Below are 18,891 nucleotides of genomic sequence, written 5' to 3'. Positions count from 1 at the left end.
GAACGATGGCAAACCTGCAAAGTGACTTCGTCGGGATCAAATCCCCCAATCCGTTCTGGCTCGCTTCGGCCCCGCCCACGGACAAGGAATACAATGTGCGCCGCGCGTTCGAGGCCGGGTGGGGCGGTGTCGTCTGGAAGACGCTGGGGTCCGAAGGCCCGCCCGTCGTCAACGTGAACGGCCCGCGCTATGGCGCGATCTATGGCGCGGACCGCCGTCTGCTGGGCCTCAACAACATCGAATTGATCACCGACCGCGACCTTTACACCAATCTCGAAGAGATCAGGCGCGTCAAGGCCGACTATCCGGACCGCGCCGTCATCGTGTCGATCATGGTGCCCTGCGAGGAGGAGGCGTGGAAAGCCATCCTGCCGCTGGTGGAGGATACCGGGGCCGACGGGATCGAACTGAACTTTGGCTGTCCCCACGGGATGAGCGAACGGGGCATGGGGTCGGCCGTGGGGCAGGTGCCCGAATACATCGAAATGGTCACCCGCTGGTGCAAGCAATACTATTCCAAGCCTGTCATCGTGAAGTTGACGCCCAACATCACCGACATTCGCAAGCCGGCGGCGGCGGCGCATGCGGGTGGGGCGGATGCGGTCAGCCTGATCAACACGATCAATTCGATCACCTCTGTGAACCTTGACACGATGTCGCCCGAACCGTCGATCGATGGGCAGGGGTCGCATGGCGGCTATTGCGGCCCTGCGGTCAAGCCGATTGCGATGTCGATGGTGTCCGAGATTGCGCGCAACCCCGAGACGCATGGCCTGCCCATCTCGGGCATCGGCGGCATCACGACGTGGCGTGACGCGGCAGAGTTCATCACGCTGGGCTGTGGCAACGTGCAGGTGTGTACGGCGGCGATGACCTATGGCTTCAAGATCGTGCAGGAGATGATCAGCGGGCTGTCGGACTGGATGGATCAGAAGGGCCACGCGTGCATTGATGATTTCAGGGGCGCCGCGGTCCCGAACGTGACGGACTGGCAGTACCTGAACCTGAACTACGTGGCCAAGGCCAAGATCAACCAGGACCTGTGTATTTCCTGCGGGCGCTGTTTCGCGGCCTGCGAGGACACCTCGCATCAGGCGATTTCCATGTCCGACGACCGTGTGTTCGAGGTGATCGATGCGGAATGCGTGGCCTGCAACCTGTGTGTGAACGTGTGCCCGGTTGAAAACTGCATCACGATGGAAGAGATGGCGGCCGGCCAGACCGACCCGCGCACGGGCAAGGTGGTTGATCCGGACTATGCCAACTGGACCACGCACCCGAACAACCCGGCCGCCACCGCCGCCGAGTAGGGGGTTAGACAGGCGTGCCTTCGGTTTCGACCGGGCCCGCCTGTTCCTGTTGCGCAGTTGGTGCGGACAGGGTGGTGTGTTCAACGGGCGTGTTCACCGCTTCGATCAGCAATTCCAGCCTCTGCTGTTGCTGCGCGGCTTCGGCCATGCGACGGGCATCCGCCTCGATCTGGTCCGGCGTTTCGGCCACTGCGGCCTGCACGACGGATTGCGCCGTCGATCCTTCGCCTTGCAGGGCGACCCTGGCCGCCTCTGTCTCTGGATTGCTTGGCGGTGCCGCGGCACTGGCGGGTATGTCGCCCGCGCCGGTTGCCGGGGCCGGTGCGGCTGTGTCCTGTGTCTGGGTTGCGTTGCCGGACTGCGCGGCGGTGCTGTCCTGACTTTCGTTGGCATTGGTTTGCGCGGCGCTGTCGTCCGGTTGTGTCCGATTGCTTGATTGTTGAACCGGTTGCGCGCTGCCTCCGCCGCCACCGATGATCGATAAGATACTCATGTTCCACTCATAGGCTTGCGCCCTCACCCGCAGAGGGTTCTGACGGGCAAAGCTGAACAGGGCGTTAACAGCCAGGTTCAACCGGTAACGCCGGTTGCCAAGGTGTTAACGCGGTGCAGGTGTGAGCAGTTTGGTAAACAGGTCCTGCAAAAAGGCGTCCGCACCGGGGGCGGCCTCGTCACTGCGCATCAGGACACCGACCTGGACCGCGAAATCCGCATAGTGCTGCGTGGTGGCCCAGATCGAGAAGATCAGGTGGCGCGGATCGACCGGCGCCAGCTTGCCTGCGTCCATCCAGGCCTGAATGACGGCGCATTTTTCATCGAACAGCGGTTTCAGGTCGGCCTCGAGATGGGGCAGCATGCGCGGCGCGCCCTGGATGATCTCGCCTGCAAACAGGCGGCTTTGGCGGGGCAGTTCGCGGGCCATGTCCAGCTTGCGCTGCACATAATCCAGCAATTCGGTAAGCGGATCACCCGCGGCATCCATTTCGACCAGCGGGTCCAGCCACGTTTCCATCAACTGGTTGAGCAAGGTCACGTGGATCTCTTCCTTGCCGCCGAAATAGTAAAGGATGTTGGGTTTCGAAAGGCCTGCCGCCTCGGCGATCTGGTCCAGCGTCGCCCCGCGATAGCCATGGGCCGAAAACACGTCCAGCGCGGCATCCAGGATCAGGCTGCGGTTGCGCAGCTGAATACGGCTTGGCTTTTTCTCGGTGCCATCGGGCATGGGATCGGTCCTTTGGGTCTGCTGCAAGTCTAGGCAGATGCGTGTCGCTTGGGCAATTCTGTTCAAAGCAGTTCTTGACAGAAATGGGTTGGCTGGCAATCGTGGCTTTACCAATTGGTCAAAAAGTGAACGGCCATCGGCAAGAGGGGACATCACATGGCGGCACCGGGGGAAAACCTGCGGATCAACGGCGAGCGGTTGTGGGACAGCCTGATGGAGATGGCCAGGATCGGCCCCGGTGTGGCAGGCGGAAACAACCGCCAGACGCTGACGGATGAAGATGCCGAGGGCCGCGCGCTGTTCCAGTCCTGGTGCGAGGCGGCAGGCTGCACCATGGGCCTTGACCAGATGGGCAACATGTTTGCCCGGCGCGAAGGGACCGACCCCGATGCGCTGCCCGTATATGTCGGATCGCATTTGGATACCCAACCCACCGGGGGAAAATATGATGGGGTTCTGGGTGTGCTTGGCGGGCTGGAGATCATTCGCACGCTGAACGACCTGGATGTGAAGACAAAGCATCCGATCGTAGTGACCAACTTCACCAACGAGGAAGGCACACGCTACGCCCCGGCCATGCTGTCGTCGGGCGTATTCGCGGGTATTCATACGCAGGACTGGGCCTATGACCGCGTCGACGCGGAGGGCAAGACCTTCGGCGACGAGTTGGCGCGCATCGGCTGGCGCGGGGACGAGGAGGTGGGCGCGCGCAAGATGCACGCATTTTTCGAGTTGCACATCGAACAGGGTCCGATCCTGGAGGCCGAGGGCAAGGATATCGGCGTCGTCACCCACGGGCAGGGCCTGTCGTGGACGCAGGTGACGATTGAGGGCAAGGACAGCCACACCGGCTCGACCCCCATGCCCATGCGCAAGAATGCGGGTCTGGGCATGGCGCGGGTGCTGGAAAAGGTCGACGAGATCGCGTGGTCCCACGCCCCCCACGCCGTGGGCGCGGCGGGGCATATCGACGTCTACCCGAACTCGCGCAACGTGATCCCGGGCAAGGTGGTGTTCACCGTCGATCTGCGGTCGCCGGATCTGAGCGTGATCGAGGACATGGAAGCGCGGTTGCGCAGCGAAGGGCAGAAGATCGCGGACGAGATGGGGCTGGCCATCAGCTTCGAGAAGGTGGGCGGGTTCGATCCGGTCGCCTTTGACGAGGGCTGCGTGAGTGCGGTGCGGTCGGCGGCGGAGCGGTTGGGATACTCGCATCAGAACATCATTTCGGGCGCGGGCCACGATGCGTGCTGGATCAACCAGGTGGCGCCGACGGCGATGGTGATGTGCCCCTGCGTCGACGGGCTGAGCCACAACGAGGCCGAGGAGATTTCGAAGGAGTGGGCCGCGGCGGGGGCCGATGTGCTGATGCACGCGGTGGTCGAGACGGCGGAGATCGTCGGGTGAGGTTTTCCCTGATGAAAAACCGGTGGCGATTGTCGGAAAAATCGCGCTGCGGGTGGCGGATGTGATTGATCCGGACCTGAGCCTGGCCGATCGCATCGCCGACCTTGTCGCGACCGAAGCGCTGGATGCGCCGCGCGGCACCGAAGCCGAGCGGGCGATCGTGCAGGCGTTCGAGGACGCGCTGGTGCAGCCCTTTGAGACAACCGTCAATTTCAGCGGCGGCATCACGCAACGCTGCTGGACCGTGACGCGCAGCGATGGCGCCTATCGCGTGGTATACTTGCCCCGCGCGGGGTATTTTTCGCTGTGCGTGGAGAGTGATTTCGGGCCTTTGGACATTGGCGTGCATGGGCCGGCGTTGGGGTGTTTTGCATCTGTTTGACTGGGGCTCTGCCCCAGACCCCGGGATATTTCTAGCCGAAAGAAGAGGCTGAGACAGGAGAGATGACATGACCAAGGTGATCAAGGGCGGGATGGTCTGCACGGCGGATCGGACGTGGAAAGCGGACGTGCTGGTCGAGGGCGAGACCATCAAGCAGATTGGCGAGGATTTGTCGGGCGACGAGTATATCGACGCGGAGGGCGCATACGTGATCCCTGGCGGGATCGACCCGCACACGCATCTGGAGATGCCGTTCATGGGGACGACCGCCGCGGAGACATTCGAGTCCGGCACCTGGGCCGCCGCCGTGGGGGGCACCACGATGATCGTGGATTTCTGCCTGCCGGGGGCTGACGGGTCCATCAAGAACGCGATCAACGAATGGCATCGCAAATCCGCGCCGCAGATCTGTTCCGATGTCGGCTATCACATGGCCATCACCGGCTGGGACGAGAATATCTTTGACGAGATGAAGGATGCCGTCGACATGGGCGTCAATTCCTTCAAGCATTTCATGGCCTACAAGGGGGCCCTGATGATCGAGGACGACGAGATGTTCGCGTCCTTCAAGCGCTGTGCCGAGTTGGGTGCGCTGCCCATGGTCCATGCCGAAAACGGCGACCTGGTGGCCGAGATGCAGCAGAAGTATTTCGATCAGGGGATCACGGGGCCGGAGGGTCATGCCTATAGCCGTCCGCCCGAGTTCGAGGGCGAGGCGGCGAACCGCGCCATCACAATCGCGGATGCGGCCGGCGTGCCCCTTTATATCGTGCACGTGTCCTGCGAGCAGGCGCATGAGGCGATCCGGCGGGCGCGGCAGAAGGGCATGCGCGTCTATGGCGAGCCGCTGATCCAGTTCCTGACGCTGGATGAGGGCGAGTATTTCAACAAAGATTGGGACCACGCGGCGCGCCGGGTGATGTCGCCGCCCTTCCGGTCGAAGGATCACCAGGACTCGCTTTGGGCCGGGTTGCAGGCCGGGTCGTTGCAGGTGGTGGCGACGGATCATGCGGCCTTCAACACCGACCAGAAGCGCGCGGGCCGGGATGATTTCCGCATCATCCCCAACGGGTCCAACGGGTTGGAGGAACGGCTTGCCGTGCTGTGGACCGAAGGGGTGGAGACGGGGCGGCTGACGCCGAACGAATTTGTTGCCGTCACCTCGACCAATGTGGCGAAGATCCTGAACATATATCCGAAGAAGGGTGCGCTGGTGGAAGGGGCGGATGCGGACATCGTGGTGTGGGATCCGAAGATCACGAAGACGATTTCGCCCGCGAACCACCATTCGGTGCTGGATTACAACGTGTTCGAAGGGTTCGAGGTGCGGGCGCAGTCGCGCTACACGTTGAGCCGGGGTGAGGTGATCTGGGCCTGGGGTCAGAATTCGCAGCCCGCGCCCGGTCGGGGCAAGTTCGTGCCGCGGCCTGCGTTTGCGAGCGCCTCGGTGGCGCTGTCGAAGTGGAAGGCGCTGACGGCGCCCAAGATGATCGAACGCGATCCGTTGAACATTCCGGCGGGGATTTAAGTGGACCAACGACAGGTCAATTACAGCAAACAACTCAAAGGAATGAGGCGTGGATTTGCTGCGGTAGCTGTTCTGGTCACAGCGATTCTTGCCGGAGGTTGGTGGGCACCACTTTGGCAAGTGTGGGTTTGCGCTCCAATCCTTTACTTCTTGGGTCACCTTTCCGGCGTTTGGGTTGATCGGGACCTCGATTGGGATCGCACATACAACAATTCAGACGAGCCTTAAGCGTGCGGAAAAAAAGCGATTCCCCGGTAGTTGGCGCTACCAATTTGGACCTGACCTTCGAAACAAACGACGGCCCGGTGCACGCCCTCAAGGGCGTGTCTCTGGACATCGAGAAGGGGGATTTCGTGTCGTTCATCGGCCCTTCCGGTTGTGGCAAGACGACGTTCCTGCGCTGCATGGCGGATCTGGAAACACCTACAGGCGGTACCATCACCGTGAACGGCACCAGCCCGGAGGAGGCCCGGAAGGCCCGCGCCTATGGTTATGTATTTCAGGCGGCGGGCCTTTACCCATGGCGGACCATCGGTGGCAACATCGCACTGCCGCTGGAGATCATGGGATATTCGAAGTCCGAACAGGCTGAGCGCGTGGCGCGGACGCTGGAACTGGTGGAGCTGTCGGGATTCGAGAAGAAGTTTCCTTGGCAGTTGTCGGGAGGTATGCAGCAGCGCGCCTCCATTGCCCGCGCCTTGGCCTTTGATGCCGACATTTTGCTGATGGACGAACCCTTTGGCGCGCTGGACGAGATTGTGCGCGACCACCTGAACGAGCAGCTTTTGCAGCTCTGGGCGCGTACGGAGAAGACAATCGCCTTTGTCACCCACTCGATCCCCGAGGCAGTGTACCTGTCGACGCGCATCGTCGTCATGTCCCCACGTCCGGGCCGCATCACGGATGTGATCGAAAGCACGCTGCCCCGCGAGCGGCCACTCGACATCCGAGAAAGCCCCGAATTCCTTGAGATCGCGCACCGGGTGCGCGACGGGCTGCGGGCAGGGCATGCCTATGACTGACGCAATGCCTTCACCGGCGCGGGAGGCGCTCATGAACCACCTCCCGCTACCGAACCGCATTGAGGTTGAGGGCGCGGCCACCCCCGTCTTCATCGTTCACGGTCATCGGCATGCCTGCCTGTACCGTGTCGACAGACCACACCAAATTCCTTTCATTGTTCTTAAAATATGCAAAAACCTGCGCCGGATCACGGGCGTTGCGTTTGCATATTTGTGGAACAATGAAACACGTAGGTGCGCATGATGCGGTCGGTCCTGCCAGTTCTGACCGTCTTGGCCGTGATTGTCGGCATCTGGTATCTGGCCGTCGCCCCCATGAATGTCAGGGTCGCGTTGGATCAGGCGGAGCGGGCCGGTGAGGTCGTGGTGCCCGAAGGGTCGGTGCCGCGGCGCGGGGTGTCCGTCTGGCGGCTGATGATCGACAATTCGGATCATGTGGGTCTGGGCTATGCGCTGGAGCGTCCGCGCTTGCCGACACCGGGGCAGGTGGGTCGGGAGGTGTGGAAGACCACCGGAGAGATGGTGCAAAAGGGGCGGCCCTTTTCCAAGCGGGGGCTGATCTATCACGGGTGGATCACCTTGCAGTCCACCTTGTGGGGCTTTGCGCTGGGCACCGCGCTGGGCATTGTCGGGGCAGTGGCGATTGTCTATTCGCGCACCGCACAGCTTAGCCTGATGCCCTGGGCCATCATAAGCCAGACCATTCCCATCGTTGCACTGGCCCCCATGATCATCGTGCTGTCCAGCCAGGTCGGCATAGAAGAGCGGGGGGTGCCCAAGGCGATCATCTCGGCCTACTTGTGTTTCTTTCCGGTGCTGGTCGGGATGGTGAAAGGGTTGCGCGCGCCGCAGCCTGCGCAGCTTGACCTGCTGCGGACCTATAACGCGACGGGACTGCAAAGCTTTCTGCGTCTGCGCCTGCCTGCGTCCGTGCCGTACCTCTTCACATCGCTCAAGGTGGGCATCGCTGCGGCACTTGTCGGCACCATCGTGGGTGAATTGCCAACAGGGGCCATTTCGGGGCTTGGCGCGCGCATTCTGATCGGCGACCAGTTCGGGACGCCGCTGGCCATCTGGTCGGCGCTGTTCGCCGCCGCCGTTCTGGCCGGGGCGCTGGTCACCCTGCTTGACCTGATCCAGCGCGTCACGCTCAGGCGCATGGGGATGGCGCAATGATGTGGCTGGCCCTTGCACTTCTGGTCTGGTTGGGCGGTTGGGCCCTGAACGTCTGGTTGGCCGGCCGCCGCGACAGCCGCGCGATCCGCATCATTGTGCCGGTCGTTTTCGGTCTGACGCTGTTGTCGGTGTGGGAGGCGCTGGTGCGCGGCTTTGGCGTCTCACCCGTGATCCTGCCCGCGCCGTCGGTTGTTGTGCAAACCTTTGCCGCGTCGACCGATCTGCTGTGGATCGATTTCCAGCAGACCGTGGTCAAGGGCGCGCTGCGCGGCTTTGCTATCGGGGCCAGTGCGGCCTTCGTCGCGGCGATCCTGATCGACCGATCCCGATTCCTGACACGCGGCCTTTTGCCCATCGGCAATTTCGTGGCGGCGCTTCCCATCGTGGGCATTGCACCGATCATGGTGAACTGGTTCGGCTTTGACTGGCAGTCCAAGGCGGCCGTGGTCGTGGTCATGGTGTTCTTCCCCATCCTCGTGAACACGGTGCAGGGGTTGAACGAGGCAAGTGCCATGCAGCGCGACCTGATGCGCACCTATGCGGCGAGCTACTGGCAAACCCTGCTCCGTCTGCGCCTGCCCGCGGCCATGCCGTTTGTCTTCAACGGCCTGAAAATTGCAACCACGCTGGCGCTGATCGGGGCCATCGTTGCCGAATATTTCGGCTCTCCCACGCGCGGGATGGGATTCCGCATCTCGACCGGCGTGGGAAGCTTGAGCATCGACCTTGTCTGGGCTGAGATCGCCGTGGCCGCTTTGGCGGGAACGGCATTCTATGGCATCGTGGCATGGATCGAAAAACGGGTGACTTTTTGGCACCCATCACAACGCGGATAACAAAACCAACCTCGGAGGGTATCATGAAGATCAAAGCAACTCTGGCAGCACTGTCGCTGACCGCAACGGGCGCATGGGCGGCGGATGACGTCACACTGCAACTGAAATGGGTCACGCAGGCGCAGTTCGCGGGCTACTACGTCGCGCTGGAAAAGGGGTTCTACGACGAAGAGGACCTGAACGTCACCATCAAGCCCGGCGGCCCCGATATCGCGCCCACGCAGGTCCTGGCCGGCGGCGGAGCCGACGTCACGGTCGAATGGATGCCCGCGGCCCTTGCCGCCCGGGAAAAGGGCCTGCCGATGGTCAACATCGCGCAACCCTTCAAGTCCTCCGGCATGATGCTGACCTGCCGAAAGGATGCGGGCGTTGAAACGACCGACGACTTCCCCGGCAAGACGCTGGGCGTCTGGTTCTTCGGCAACGAATTCCCGTTCCTGTCGTGGATGAGCCAGCTCGAGATCCCCACCGACGGATCGGACGCAGGCGTCGAAGTGCTGAAACAGGGTTTCAACGTCGATCCGATCCTGAACGGGCAGGCGGCCTGCGTGTCCACGATGACCTATAATGAATACTGGCAGGTCATCGATGCGGGCCTGACACCCGAGGACCTGACCGTGTTCAAATACGAGGACAACGGCGTCGCCACGCTCGAAGACGGGCTTTACGTGCTGGAAGAAAACCTCGAAGACCCGGCGTTCGAGGACAAGATGGTCCGTTTTGTCCGCGCCTCGATGAAAGGCTGGAAATACGCCGAGGAGAACCCGGACGAAGCCGCCGAAATCGTGCTGGAATATGACGAAACCGGTGCCCAGACCGAAAAGCACCAGAAGCGGATGATGGGCGAGGTCGCGAAGCTGACCGCCGGGTCCAACGGCGCGCTGGAGCCTGCGGATTACGAACGCACGGTGGCGTCGCTGTTGTCGGGCGGGTCGGACCCGGTGATCTCTGCCGCGCCGACAGGCGCCTGGACGCACCAGATCACGGACAAGGCGCTGAATTAAAAACGGTTTTTACCGGATCGGTACGGGCCAGCCTTTGGGCTGGCCTTTTTTGTCGCATATGCTGGATATGCGCGGGTTTCGCCCCATCTTGTTGCCAAATCAGGGAGTGCGCACCACATGACACGTATGGAAAATCTGCAACCAAACCTCGAAGAGCAAGAGCGCCTGGACGCGCGGTACCAGGCCGCGATGGCGTCGATCCAGCGCGAGAAGGTGGCGCGGGAAAAGAGCGGCTACGTGGTGATGTCAGCGGCGATGAACTATGGCGAAGGGTCGCTGGGTGATGGGCTGTTCGGCAAGGTGAGCCACGCGGCCAAGCTGTTTATGATCGCGTTCGCGTTTGGGCTGCCGGTGGTGCTGGTTTGGGCGTATTTGCTTTGATCTGAGCGACCTTTAATTTGGAAGGGCCGCTGTTTAGGCGGCCTTTTTTGTGCCCTGCGCAGACGCCCCGCGTCTGTGCCGCCCCCGACCGCCCCCATGGGCGGGGGCGACGTTGTCACCCCCGGGGCTTGCGCCCTCTGCGGCCTCAAACGCTCCACTGGAGCGTTTGCCAGACGGCCTCCGACCCGCGGTCTTGGGATTCAAAAGCGATCACGGATGTAGTCGTTGAAGAAGCCGCCTTTGGATGGTGCTGCAAGAAAGGCTTCATAGATAGCTTTTGGCACTCCGAAGTAGTCGTATCGTCCGCTTTGGCGAAACCAAATCGATAGAGTTCCGTTGGACCAGTCGATTTGGGAAATCGCTGACGAGTTTACGTATGGCATGTTTTTTGCCTCTGTAGATGTGGGAACGAAAAAGGGCGGACCGATGGCCCGCCCCCTCAGTTCACGCGTGTTGGATCAACTTCCACGTGACCGCCTGCCGGTTGTACGGCGGCATCACGTTGCCCTTCGCAATCGGTGCCGTGGTGGAGGGCGTTGACATTGCCTTCCACACGCCACTTTCAGGGCATTTTTCGCCAGTGCGGGCTGTTGTTCCAATGGGTGCACGTGTTTTGTTCTGAGTAAGCATTGAGCTTCTCCTTGCTAAGTTTCAGTTATAGCAAGAGCGATCCCAAACACGACTTCAAGACACGCCCCTGCTGTCGGCAGCCTGACTCGCTGCCGGAGGCATGTCAACTAGATTTTGATCGAACAATGAACGCTACCGCTATCTACGGTGTATCACCCCAATATCCCCCCACTTTCACACTGACTAATACAAAAAACCCCCACCGACAATCGGCAGGGGCTTTTCGTTCTCGACACAGCGTGTCTTGAAGTCGTGTGTTGTTAAAATGACTCTTGACACGACAGTTATCAAGAGTCCTTTTTGCCACAGTTGTTGTGCGACGGTCAAAATGTTGTGGATAAAGTAGGGATGTTCACAATATGTGCTCACACTTGTCCACAGCCGCAAAAAATTAGCAAAACTTTGCGCGCTGCTGTCGTGAAGCACAGTTGGTTCTTTCTCTGGTAAGACTTGTACCAATTGTTGCGTATTGATGCTCAATACCAACAACAAACAGACAAACTGGCCGCCCGTCGAACTATAAAAACTACTCCAACCGGGTGCCGCTACGCGCGTTTGCTGTGCAAACACTCTTTCGCGCACGCCTTGAACCCAAAAGCCTGCACAAGAAATTCGTCCGCTTAGCGGACGAATTTCTTGTGCTTGAGCCTTTTGGGTTCAAGGGCATCCGGCCCAAGCCGCCGCTTCTTGTCTTCCTCGTAGTCCTCGAAATTCCCCTCGAACCACTCCACATGCGCGTCCCCTTCGAACGCCAGGATATGCGTGCAGATCCGGTCCAGGAAAAACCGGTCGTGCGAAATCACAACCGCGCACCCGGCAAAATCCACCAAGGCGTCTTCCAGCGCCCGCAGCGTCTCCACGTCCAGGTCGTTGGTCGGCTCGTCCAGCAGGAGCACATTGCCACCCTCTTTCAACAGCCGCGCCATGTGCACGCGGTTGCGTTCCCCACCTGACAGCAGCGACACCTTCTTTTGCTGGTCGCCACCCTTGAAGTTGAAGGACGAGCAATAGGCGCGCGAATTCACCTGCGCGTCGCCCAACTCGATCACCTCGGCGCCGCCGGAAATCGCTTCCCAGACCGTATCCCCAGCCGCCAGATCGTCGCGCGACTGGTCGACATAGGACAGGTGCACCGTGTCCCCCAACTCAATGGTCCCGGCGTCGGGCGTTTCCTGCCCGGTCAGCATCTTGAACAGGGTCGACTTGCCCGCGCCGTTGGGGCCGATGACCCCCACAATCGCGCCGGGCGGCAGCGAAAACTCCAGCCCCTCGACCAGCAGCTTGTCGCCCATCGCCTTGGTCAGGCCCGACACGTCGATCACCTTGGACCCAAGGCGCTGCCCGTTCGGGATGACGATCTGGGCGCGCGTCAGCTTCTCGCGCTCGGACTGTTCGGCCATCTCGTTATAGGCGTTGATCCGGGCCTTGGACTTGGCCTGCCGCGCCTTGGCGCCCTGGCGCATCCATTCCAACTCGCGCTCCAGCGTCTTCTGGCGGCTCTTGTCCTCGCGCGCTTCCTGCTCCAGCCGCTTGGCCTTCTGCTCCAGCCAGGCCGAATAATTCCCCTCGTAGGGAATGCCGCGGCCGCGATCCAGTTCCAGAATCCACCCGGTGATGTCATCCAGGAAATACCGGTCGTGGGTCACGATCAGGATCGTACCCTTGTAGTCGATGAGGTGCTGTTGCAGCCACGCGATGGTCTCGGCATCCAGGTGGTTGGTCGGCTCGTCGAGCAGCAGCATCTCGGGCGCTTCCAAAAGCAGCTTGCACAGCGCCACACGGCGGGCCTCACCCCCCGACAGGGTCGTCACATCCGCATCATCGGGCGGGCACCGCAGCGCCTCCATCGACACGTCGATCTGGCTGTCCAGGTCCCACAGGTTCTCTGCATCGATCTGGTCCTGCAGCGCGGCCATCTCATCCGCCGTCTCGTCGGAATAGTTCATGGCCAGATCGTTGTAGCGGTCCAGAATGGCCTTCTTCTCGGCCACGCCCAGCATCACGTTCTCGCGCACGGTCAAGGCGGGATCAAGCTGCGGCTCCTGCGGCAGATAGCCGACCTTGGCGCCCTCGGCGGCCCACGCCTCGCCGGTGAAATCCTTGTCCATGCCGGCCATGATCTTCATCAGCGTGGACTTGCCCGCGCCGTTCACGCCGACCACACCGATCTTCACACCGGGCAGGAAATTCAGGTGGATATTCTCAAAGCATTTCTTGCCCCCGGGATAGGTCTTGGACACACCCGACATGTGATAGACATATTGATAGGCCGCCATGGCATCCTCCCGGAAAAAACTGTGCAGGTTCGTCTACAAGGCGCAGGGCCAAAGGGCAATGCGCCGCCGCTCTCGGAAATGCCATTTGGTGATGCGGCCGGACTCGTGTTAGCGGTGACAGACGAAACCTACGGAAGTGTCTGACATGCGGCGGTTTATCCTGCTTGCAGCTTGTTTCATCCTCGGCGGCTGTGCGGTCGGCATCGGCCTTGCCCCGCCACCGAACCTCTACCGGGGGGGGCTGAATTACCCCGATGATCTGGTGCCCGAGGTCTGGCGCACCGCCGAGCCCAAGATTTTCTATATGACCGACCGTCTGCCGAACGACGCCAACTATGGTGCGGCGCGATCGGATTCGATGGCCTTCGGCGCCGCGACGGTCAAATTCGGGCGCGACCTGGACTGGCCAGAGCTGCTCGAACGTACACGCGCGGATTCCGATCAGAACATTTCGACCCTGTGGGTGCCCGAATTCGAAGAAGTCGTACGCTTCGAAGCGACACCACTGCCCTATTCCCGTTTTGACGGCGCGCTGCGGCATCTGCCCGAGGCGCTTGAAGTCTATGGAGAACAAACCGCAAGGTTCCAGGCGATCATCGCGGACGAAATCCGCCAGACCGGCAATCGAAGTGTCCTTGTCTTTGTGCACGGCTTCAACAGCGAGTTCGAGGACAGCCTGACGACGCTTGCCAACATGTGGCATTTCGCGGGGCGTGAATCCGTGCCCATTTCCTTCACCTGGCCCGCAGGCAACGGGATCGGCCCGCTGGGGTACTTCCGCGACCGCGATGCGGGCGTGTTTTCGGTCCACCATACCAAGGAATTCCTGCGCATGCTGGCGCAGATGCCCGAGGTCGATAGCATCGACATCATTGCCCACTCGCGCGGCACGGATGTGGTGACAACCGCCCTGCGCGAATTGATGATCGAAGCACGCGGTGCCGGGATACACCCGAAACTGATGCTCAAGACCGGGACGCTGATCATGGCGGCGCCGGACCTTGACGTCGACATCGTGCGGCAACGGCTGCAAGCCGAACGGTTCTCGGAATCCTTCGAACAGATCAATCTCTACATCAACCCGAATGACGGGGCCTTGCGCCTGTCGGCCTACCTGACACGGTCCACCCGGCTGGGCGCGCTCCAGAACGAGGATTTCCGCGAAGGTGAACTCGAACGGTTGCGCAAAGAGGCGTTGGTGCATTTCATTCGGGTCGAACAGGTGCGGGGCGGATTTGGGCACGCCTATTTCCGGGACAATCCGGCGGTCCTGTCGGATGTGGTGCTGGCCTTGCGCACACGTGCCTTTCCGGGCGGGACATTGCGCCCGCTGGATCAGGACGGCGATGGTGTCTGGGTGCTGCACCCGAACTACCCGCTCGAACGGTTGCCCAACCTTGCCGATATCGGGCTCGAGGCCCGGGCGGCCCGCCGCGACGAAAGATGAGCGACCTGCATGACATGATGGCGCGCTGGGCGCAGCCCGGCGTCGTGGACTGGATCGGGGTCCGACCTGCGCGGGCGGCCGACATCCAGGTCCTGGACCGGGCCGACATCACCGAAAGCGGCATCGACGGCGACAGGGGGCGCAAGGGCAAACGCGCCGTCACGCTGATCCAGGCCGAACACCTGCCCGCCATTGCCTCCTGCCTTGGACGGGACCGCATCGACCCCACCCTGCTGCGGCGCAACATCATGGTGCGGGGGCTCAACCTCAATGGTCTCAAGGGACGCACGGTGCAGGTCGGCAGCGCCGTCCTGCAGGTGACAACGATCTGCGCGCCCTGCAGCCTGATGGAACGGCTGATGGGCCACGGGGGCTATGCGGCGATGCGGGGCCATGGCGGATGGTGCGCCGACGTGGTGACACCCGGTGCCGTCGCCCTGGGCGATGCCGTGACGCCACTTGATTGACAAGGGGCCCGCTTTGGCGTCCCGTCCCCCGACCTGACACAACCGGACCAGCTTGTGACGCACACACCCTTCCCCATGGCACGACCGGGCCAGATCATCGGCCTTCTGGGCGGGTCCTTCGATCCGGCCCATGACGGCCATGTGCATATCACGCGCGAGGCGATGAAACGGTTCGGACTGACCCATGTGTGGTGGCTGGTGTCGCCGGGCAATCCGCTGAAGGCCAAGGGCCCCGCCCCGCTGGCAACGCGCATGGACCGTGCCCGCACGCTCATGCAGCACCCCCGCGTGACGGTCACGGATGTCGAGGCGCGGCTTGGCACGCGCTATACCGCCGAAACGCTCAGCCTTTTGATGCAACGGTGCCCCGGCGTGCGGTTTGTCTGGCTGATGGGGGCCGACAACCTCGCGCAGTTCCACCGCTGGCAGGATTGGACGTGGATCATGGAAAACGTGCCCGTGGGTGTTCTGGCCCGCCCCGGTGACCGCATTTCGGCCCGGATGAGCCCGGCGGCACGGCTCTATCGGCATCACCGGATCTCGGGGCGGGCAAGCCAGCTGCTTGGCCGTGCCGATCCGCCTGCGTGGTGTTTTGTGAATGTCGCGATGACGGCGCAATCCTCGACCGCGATCCGGGCACAGGGCAGATGGCGCACGTCTTCGGATTTGTGATCTGAAGCGGCTTGTTTGCCCGCCAAAGCTGCGCTTACATGCCGCCATGTTGCGCACGATTTCCAGACGTTACTTTCTTGCTGCTCTTGCAGGTACGACAGCCACATCGGCCCTTGCGGCGCCGCCCGCGGCGTCGTTGCGGCCACAGGTCCGTGGCGGCGACCATTTCAAGAAGGCGGTGGCCGACCCGCAGGCCATCGTTGCACAGGCCAAGCTGGGCGGGCAGGTCAGCTATGCGGTGGCCGACGCCAGGACGGGGGCCAAGCTGGAAGGCGGGAATGCCAGGGTCGGCGCGCCACCCGCGTCCGTGGCCAAGGCGGTCACGGCGCTCTACGCGCTCGACATCCTGGGGCCGACGCACAGGTTTGCAACGCGGATCATCGCGACAGGCGGCGTGTCGGGCGGCGTTGTGCAGGGGGATCTTGTGCTGGTGGGCGGTGGCGACCCGACGCTTGACACCAATGCGCTGGCGGACATGGCGGCCGCGCTCAAGGCCCGCGGCATCCGCGAGGTGCGCGGGGCCTTCAAGGTGGCCGATGGCATGTTCCCGCAGGTGCCCACGATCGACAAGGACCAGCCCGACCACGTGGGCTACAGCCCCGCGCTGTCGGGCATCGCGCTGAACTTCAACCGCGTGCATTTCGAATGGAAACGGCAGGGCGGGCGCTATGCCGTGACAATGGATGCCCGCACGGAACGGTACCGCCCGGCGGTGGCGATGGCACGGATGCAGGTCACGGAACGGCGCGCGCCGACCTACACCTATTCCGACGGGGGCCGCACCGACACCTGGACCGTTGCGCGTGGCGCGCTGGGCAATGGCGGCGCCCGCTGGCTGCCGGTGCGCAAGCCGGGGCTGTATGCGGGCGACGTGTTCCAGACGCTCGCCCGGTCGCAGGGCATCGTACTGAAGAACCCGACGGTCGTCAGCCGCACGCCCCAAGGCACCACGCTGGTACAACATCAAAGCGATGACCTGCGCACGATCCTGCGGGCCATGTTGCGCTTTTCCACCAATATCACGGCGGAAATGGTGGGCATGGCCGCGACCGCCAAACGGGCGGGGCGCCCGTCCTCCCTGCGCGCTTCGGCGTCCGAGATGAACCGCTGGGCCAAGGCGGCGCTGGGCACGCCGAACATGCGGCTGGTCGATCATTCGGGCCTTGGCGGGTCCAGCGAGATGACAGCCGACGACATGGTGGCGGCGCTGGTCAAAGCCCGGCAAAGCAACGTGTTGCGCCCGATCCTGAAACCGATCCCCATGCTGGATGCGAACCGCCGCGCGATCAAGAACCACCCCATCGAGGTGCACGCCAAGACGGGCACCCTGAACTTCGTATCGGGACTGGCGGGTTACATGACGGCACGGGACGGCACCGAATTGGCCTTTGCCATCTTCGCCGCGGACGAGGCGACACGCAGCCGCATTTCGCGTGCGGAACGCGAACGCCCCCAGGGCGCGCGCAGCTGGAACCGGCGCGCCAAGGCAATGCAGCAGAAACTGATCGAACGCTGGGGCGCGGTCTACGGCAGCTAGGCTGGGGCGCTGCCCCAGACCCCGTCGTATTTTCAGTCGGAAGAAGATCAGGCCGCGTTCTTCATCCGGCTCAGATCAATGATGTCGGCCGTTGCCTGCGCGGTCGCCGCCGACAGGGTCCAGCCCAGATGCCCATGCCCGGTGTTGTAATAGACCCCCGGCTTGGCACCCGGACCCACCTTGGGCATCATCGACGGCAACATCGGCCGCAGGCCCGCCCAGGGCACGCAATGTTCGGTCGAGACGTCGGGAAAGAACGCCTCGCACCATTCCCGCAGGGGCCGGATCCGGTCATCGCGGATATCCAGGTTGAAGCCGTTGAACTCTGCCGTCCCCGCAATGCGGAACCGCCCCTTGCCCAGCCGCGAGGTCACGATCTTCGCCTCGTCATCCAAAAGGCTCACCCAAGGTGCTGCGGCCTGGCTTTGGGCGTCATCCAGGGTCACGGTGATGGAATAGCCCTTGACCGGATAGATGTTCACCCGGTCGCCCAGTTCGGACGCAATGGCGCGGCTGCCGACACCGGCACACACGACAATACCGTCGAACGCCTGGCTTTCCGAAACCCCCGCATCGTCCCAGGTCAGGCGCACGCCTGCACCGGTATGGGTGATGTCGGTCACGTTGCTCTTGTAATGAAACGCGGTCCCCATCCGGGCACAGCCATCGCTCAGCGCGCGGGTATAGCGGTGGATGTCGCCGGTGAAATCGCTCTCGGTGTAAAAACCGCCGAGGGTGTCGGCCTTCAGCGCAGGCTCCAGCCGCTGCACCTCATCCGCCGACACCTCGCGCCGCTCCAGACCCGCCCGCTCCAGCAGGGCGTTCACGCGGCGGGCATGATCGAACTCGGACTGCTTGCGGTACACATGCAGGATGCCGCGCTGTTCCATGTCGAAATCGGCACCCACTTCGCGGGCAAACGCCAACAGGTGTTCGCGCGCCGCAATGGCCAGGCGCGCCGTCTCGATGGTGTTGCGCTCGTAATCGGGAATGTTGCCCATGAACTCGGCCATCCAGGACAGCTTGTGCCAGCTGGGCGCGGGGTTCACGAGCAACGGGGCGTCGGATTTCATCATCCACTTCAACCCCTTGAAGATGGTGCCCCAGCGGGTCCACACCTCGGCGTTGCTGGCCGACAACTGCCCGCCATTGGCAAAGGACGTCTCCATCGCGGCATAGCGGTTGCGGTCAAACACGCTGACGGCATAGCCGCGGCGGGCCAGGGCATAAGCGGTTGTGATGCCGGTGATACCGGCACCGATCACGGCAATATGGGTCATTCGGGGGTCCTCCCACGATCACGGCGATGATACGGATACAGTCCCGCACCACGCGGGCCTGCATCCCCATCTGTCGCGAGACCTGAGAGCTTCACGGCCCTGTCCTTAGGGGGCCGCTTTCTCCTTCGGTGGGCCGGATGCCATGAGGTCCGACCACTCTCCAGATCGTCGCATGTGTCGTCCCGGGTGATCCCGGGTTGGACGCGGCCGGCACGGTTCGTGGTGCCTGAGAGTTTCCGGGGCGTTGCTCCTTCGGCGGCGGGCACGCGGCCCGCTCTCTCCCATGTCGACCTCTGCGACTGGGCTTCACATAG

General features: G+C 62.6%; 18 protein-coding genes and 2 riboswitches. Of the genes, 13 read left to right on the top strand and 5 right to left on the bottom strand.

The window, feature by feature from the left end; all coding sequences use genetic code 11:
- Positions 1 to 5 precede the first annotated feature (5 nt).
- Positions 6 to 1,310 carry an NAD-dependent dihydropyrimidine dehydrogenase subunit PreA gene (gene preA / locus Q0844_RS09520; RefSeq protein WP_299044228.1) on the top strand — a complete coding sequence of 435 codons (1,305 nt, stop codon included), beginning with the start codon at positions 6 to 8 and terminating at the stop codon, positions 1,308 to 1,310.
- Positions 1,311 to 1,314: 4 nt separating this feature from the next.
- Here preA and Q0844_RS09515 read toward each other — a convergent pair whose 3' ends face one another.
- A complete protein-coding gene (locus Q0844_RS09515; RefSeq protein WP_299044226.1) occupies positions 1,315 to 1,803 on the bottom strand; it encodes a hypothetical protein in 489 nt (162 codons plus the stop codon).
- A gap of 105 nt (positions 1,804 to 1,908) precedes the next feature.
- Positions 1,909 to 2,532: a TetR family transcriptional regulator C-terminal domain-containing protein gene (locus Q0844_RS09510; protein ID WP_299044225.1), complete on the bottom strand. Its 624-nt coding sequence runs from the start codon at positions 2,530 to 2,532 to the stop codon at positions 1,909 to 1,911.
- A gap of 156 nt (positions 2,533 to 2,688) precedes the next feature.
- Between Q0844_RS09510 and Q0844_RS09505 the strand changes: the two genes are divergently transcribed.
- The 8 genes from Q0844_RS09505 (at position 2,689) to Q0844_RS09470 (ending at position 10,268) form a co-directional block, all read left to right on the top strand.
- A complete protein-coding gene (locus Q0844_RS09505) occupies positions 2,689 to 3,939 on the top strand; it encodes a Zn-dependent hydrolase (RefSeq protein WP_299044223.1) in 1,251 nt (416 codons plus the stop codon).
- A 22-nt stretch (positions 3,940 to 3,961) separates the two neighbouring features.
- Entirely contained in the window at positions 3,962 to 4,321 is a 360-nt protein-coding gene (locus Q0844_RS09500; RefSeq protein ID WP_299044222.1) for a hypothetical protein, read from the top strand.
- 67 nt (positions 4,322 to 4,388) lie between these two features.
- The gene (gene hydA, locus Q0844_RS09495; protein WP_299044220.1) at positions 4,389 to 5,849 is read left to right on the top strand and encodes a dihydropyrimidinase; all 1,461 of its coding nucleotides are present in this window, start codon (positions 4,389 to 4,391) and stop codon (positions 5,847 to 5,849) included.
- Positions 5,850 to 6,121: 272 nt separating this feature from the next.
- Positions 6,122 to 6,871, top strand: a complete 750-nt coding sequence (locus Q0844_RS09490) for an ABC transporter ATP-binding protein (protein ID WP_299044219.1) — start codon at positions 6,122 to 6,124, stop codon at positions 6,869 to 6,871.
- A gap of 243 nt (positions 6,872 to 7,114) precedes the next feature.
- Entirely contained in the window at positions 7,115 to 8,047 is a 933-nt protein-coding gene (locus tag Q0844_RS09485; protein WP_299045268.1) for an ABC transporter permease subunit, read from the top strand.
- A complete protein-coding gene (locus Q0844_RS09480; protein ID WP_299044218.1) occupies positions 8,044 to 8,883 on the top strand; it encodes an ABC transporter permease in 840 nt (279 codons plus the stop codon). The genes Q0844_RS09485 and Q0844_RS09480 overlap by 4 nt, the downstream gene beginning before the upstream one ends.
- Positions 8,884 to 8,906: 23 nt before the next feature.
- Complete coding sequence (locus Q0844_RS09475; protein WP_299044216.1) at positions 8,907 to 9,887, top strand: ABC transporter substrate-binding protein; 981 nt, start codon at positions 8,907 to 8,909, stop codon at positions 9,885 to 9,887.
- Between the two features lie 117 nt (positions 9,888 to 10,004).
- Positions 10,005 to 10,268, top strand: a complete 264-nt coding sequence (locus Q0844_RS09470) for a hypothetical protein (protein WP_299044215.1) — start codon at positions 10,005 to 10,007, stop codon at positions 10,266 to 10,268.
- Between the two features lie 200 nt (positions 10,269 to 10,468).
- Here the strand turns inward: Q0844_RS09470 and Q0844_RS20885 are convergent, their stop codons facing one another.
- Both Q0844_RS20885 and ettA read right to left on the bottom strand, forming a co-directional pair.
- On the bottom strand, positions 10,469 to 10,651 hold the full coding sequence (locus tag Q0844_RS20885; protein WP_366522989.1) for a KTSC domain-containing protein: 183 nt from the start codon (positions 10,649 to 10,651) through the stop codon (positions 10,469 to 10,471).
- An 867-nt stretch (positions 10,652 to 11,518) separates the two neighbouring features.
- A complete protein-coding gene (ettA, locus tag Q0844_RS09465; RefSeq protein ID WP_299044214.1) occupies positions 11,519 to 13,174 on the bottom strand; it encodes an energy-dependent translational throttle protein EttA in 1,656 nt (551 codons plus the stop codon).
- 145 nt (positions 13,175 to 13,319) lie between these two features.
- On the opposite strand from ettA, the gene Q0844_RS09460 reads away from it, so the two are divergent.
- The 4 genes from Q0844_RS09460 (at position 13,320) to dacB (ending at position 17,297) form a co-directional block, all read left to right on the top strand.
- Entirely contained in the window at positions 13,320 to 14,621 is a 1,302-nt protein-coding gene (locus Q0844_RS09460; RefSeq protein ID WP_299044213.1) for an alpha/beta hydrolase, read from the top strand.
- A complete protein-coding gene (locus Q0844_RS09455; RefSeq protein ID WP_299044211.1) occupies positions 14,618 to 15,088 on the top strand; it encodes an MOSC domain-containing protein in 471 nt (156 codons plus the stop codon). Before Q0844_RS09460 ends, Q0844_RS09455 begins: the two co-directional genes overlap by 4 nt.
- Positions 15,089 to 15,163: 75 nt before the next feature.
- On the top strand, positions 15,164 to 15,760 hold the full coding sequence (locus Q0844_RS09450) for a nicotinate-nucleotide adenylyltransferase (RefSeq protein ID WP_299044210.1): 597 nt from the start codon (positions 15,164 to 15,166) through the stop codon (positions 15,758 to 15,760).
- Between the two features lie 46 nt (positions 15,761 to 15,806).
- Positions 15,807 to 17,297 carry a D-alanyl-D-alanine carboxypeptidase/D-alanyl-D-alanine-endopeptidase gene (gene dacB, locus Q0844_RS09445; RefSeq protein ID WP_299044208.1) on the top strand — a complete coding sequence of 497 codons (1,491 nt, stop codon included), beginning with the start codon at positions 15,807 to 15,809 and terminating at the stop codon, positions 17,295 to 17,297.
- A 47-nt stretch (positions 17,298 to 17,344) separates the two neighbouring features.
- Here the strand turns inward: dacB and Q0844_RS09440 are convergent, their stop codons facing one another.
- Positions 17,345 to 18,577 (bottom strand): D-amino acid dehydrogenase, encoded by a 1,233-nt coding sequence (locus tag Q0844_RS09440; protein WP_299044206.1) that lies wholly within the window; start codon positions 18,575 to 18,577, stop codon positions 17,345 to 17,347.
- 60 nt (positions 18,578 to 18,637) lie between these two features.
- Positions 18,638 to 18,751, bottom strand: a riboswitch (glycine riboswitch).
- A 29-nt stretch (positions 18,752 to 18,780) separates the two neighbouring features.
- Positions 18,781 to 18,871, bottom strand: a riboswitch (glycine riboswitch).
- Between the last annotated feature and the right edge of the window lie 20 nt (positions 18,872 to 18,891).

The sequence above is a fragment of the uncultured Tateyamaria sp. genome (assembly GCF_947503465.1).
In the GTDB taxonomy this organism is placed as follows: Bacteria; Pseudomonadota; Alphaproteobacteria; order Rhodobacterales; family Rhodobacteraceae; genus Tateyamaria.
This window is presented reverse-complemented; position numbering and strand designations above follow the sequence as displayed.